Origin of the sequence: Bacteroides sp. 2_2_4, from assembly GCF_000157055.1 — a bacterium.
Lineage (GTDB): Bacteria > Bacteroidota > Bacteroidia > Bacteroidales > Bacteroidaceae > Bacteroides > Bacteroides ovatus.
The window spans coordinates 1-2,493 of the sequence record NZ_EQ973388.1 but is presented as its reverse complement, the minus strand read 5'-3'; the positions used below and the strand labels follow the sequence as shown (position 1 = coordinate 2,493).

1 protein-coding gene is annotated in these 2,493 nt (G+C 43.7%); it reads right to left on the bottom strand.

Annotation, left to right across the window (positions count from 1 at the left end):
* Positions 1–117 precede the first annotated feature (117 nt).
* Entirely contained in the window at positions 118–1,920 is a 1,803-nt protein-coding gene (locus tag BSCG_RS00170; protein ID WP_008777660.1) for a reverse transcriptase domain-containing protein, read from the bottom strand.
* Positions 1,921–2,493: the final 573 nt, after the last annotated feature.

The following is a 2,493-nucleotide window of genomic DNA, read 5'->3' as shown; positions in this document are numbered from 1 at the left end:
CCACAGGCTAAGCGCAAAGCGCCTTGCCGTCCTTTCGGACGGTAGGTTTCTAAACGCTCGCCACCGAACCGTACGTACACGTCTCCATGTATACGGCTCTCCATGGTTATTTTCAGTCTATTTCTTTTCATGAATCTTACGATAACAATTTTCACATACTGCTATTGTTTTTCTCTGTCTGGCAATCATGAAGCGTTCCCACTCCTGTTTGCCTTTCAGGTCTTTTAGCTTGCGGACATGCACCATTCTAAGGTTGTCCTCCGCTCCGCAATATTCACATTCACGGGCTTTCAACCGAGCCATAAGGCTGGTACTTTCAGTCCCGCGATAACTGGGCATGATATGCGCATTGTCAATACGCGTGTCTTTTCTCTGCTTGAACCCTCCATGATAAATAGTACGTTCCAACATTTCGCCCTTGTTGTTTTCATACCTTACTGTAAAGACTTTATTCCGGCAATATTTACGGATTATTTTCCTTACGGTTGATTCATACTTGGATGATAATGTTTTATACATACTCTCTTTCATGTAGTAATAGAAACTATTGAGAATGTTGACATTGTTTGCAATACAGTAGTAGTTATAGATTCCCCGAATTTCCGAATTGTATCGGTTGAGTATTTCAAGGTCATCATTACTACGGAGATACGGGCGTGAGGTCGATTCCCATGCTTCCTTGCCATTCTTGATTATTATGCGCATCGCATTATAGTCAAGCAGTTTCTTTCTCATAACCTCATAAGGCAGGAGAAGAACCACTTTATGGTCAAGTGAGCGTATGGGGATTCCTCTGAAATCCTTTCTCGTCTTGTCCGTACTGCGGACTGTAACATCAAAGCCGAGAAATTTGGCTGCGTCGTGTGAGTTGGTGATTAACGTCTTTTCATCCGAAAGTTCGAGTTTCAACGTATCTTGCAGAAAGGTCTTAATGTCCCCCTTTGCTTTTACACAGTCCTCTTTACTTCCGATTACGCAAATCAGAAAATCATCGGCATAGCGTACATACCTCATGCGTTTGAAGTTTTCGTCCATGTCAAGAGTTGCAGGAAGTTGTTGCATCTCACGGTGGAGAATGGCTATCTCCCTGCGCAATGCTTCTTTCTTCTGCTCGTCTGTTTCATTCTTCAGTTTCTTTACACGTTTGTCCTTACGATTTGCAACCCTTTTATATTCGGGGTTGCGTACACGTGCTTTACCTTTATTGAAGACGTTTATGTAGTTCCGCATAAATTTATCGAGTTTGTCAAGATAAATATTCGCCAAAATCGGACTTATTATGCCTCCCTGCGGTGTTCCGATATAGGAATTTTTGTACTCCCATTGTTCCATGTAGCCTGCTTTGAGGAATTTACGTATCAGTCGCAGGAAACGCTCGTCATTGATTCTTTCAGCAAGGATTCCGATTAAAACATCATGGTTGATGTTGTCAAAGAAACCCTTGATGTCTCCCTCGATGAACCAACGTGCTCCCGTACCTCCCTTTTGTAAGGAAGCCATAGCCGTATGACAGCCACGGTGTGGTCTGAATCCATGCGAGCAGTCTTCAAAATGACCTTCGTAGATGGATTCAAGAATCATCCTTACAACTTCCTGTACAAGTTTGTCCTTAAAGGCTGGTATGCCTAAAGGACGTTGCTTGCCATTCTTTTTGGGAATGTAAATTCTCCGTGCAGGGCACGGACGGTAACTTTCGTCTTTCAACTGTCCAATGATAGAGTGAATGTGCTTTATGCTCATTCCGTCTATGGTCTGCCCGTCTGTGCCTTTCGTATAGTTGCCCGCATTCTGCGACAACTTTTGATAGGCAAGTGCGTACAGATTTTCATTGAACAGCAGTCGGTAAAGCCGTTCAAACTTGTAATTAGGGTCTTGGCTGTGCCCAGCCAGACTGTTTAATACATTTGCTGAATCTCTCATAATGTCTCACACATCATTCGTTAAACATATTAAATAATAACTCACTGTCTCCCTTCGCCATGTACAAGGCTTTCCCTTGCTCGGACTACTACGGAGACTCTGTTGTCATATAGGATATTCAGGGGGCAAACCCCATAGCCTTTCGGCATTCCTACTTAGACAATCCCCATTTAGACATATAGTAACATAGCTCAATAGATTGTCGGATGCGATTTTCGTCCTTTTCCGCTTATTGCGGCTGTTCTGCAATCGGTTTTCGGCTCTCGTACTTGAGGTAGGAAAGTAGAAGTATTGCAGCCCGACGTTTGTAACTATCTTCCGTCGGGGTTTACCAACTAACAACTCGGACTGTCGTTCAAACAGTATAGTCTTCATCCTCATATCTATCATTTCATTTAGACATTCAGTAGCAGCATGATAGTTAGCTGACTTATGCCGTTTCCAACATGCGACACTCCCCACCGCCTTTCGGCTAAGTGGATAAGTTGGCTAATGACCGGCGTTGAAAACCCTTGCCGGGTAGGTTGCTAAGCCTACATTTACTATATGCCCTTATGGGCGCAGCACCTCGTG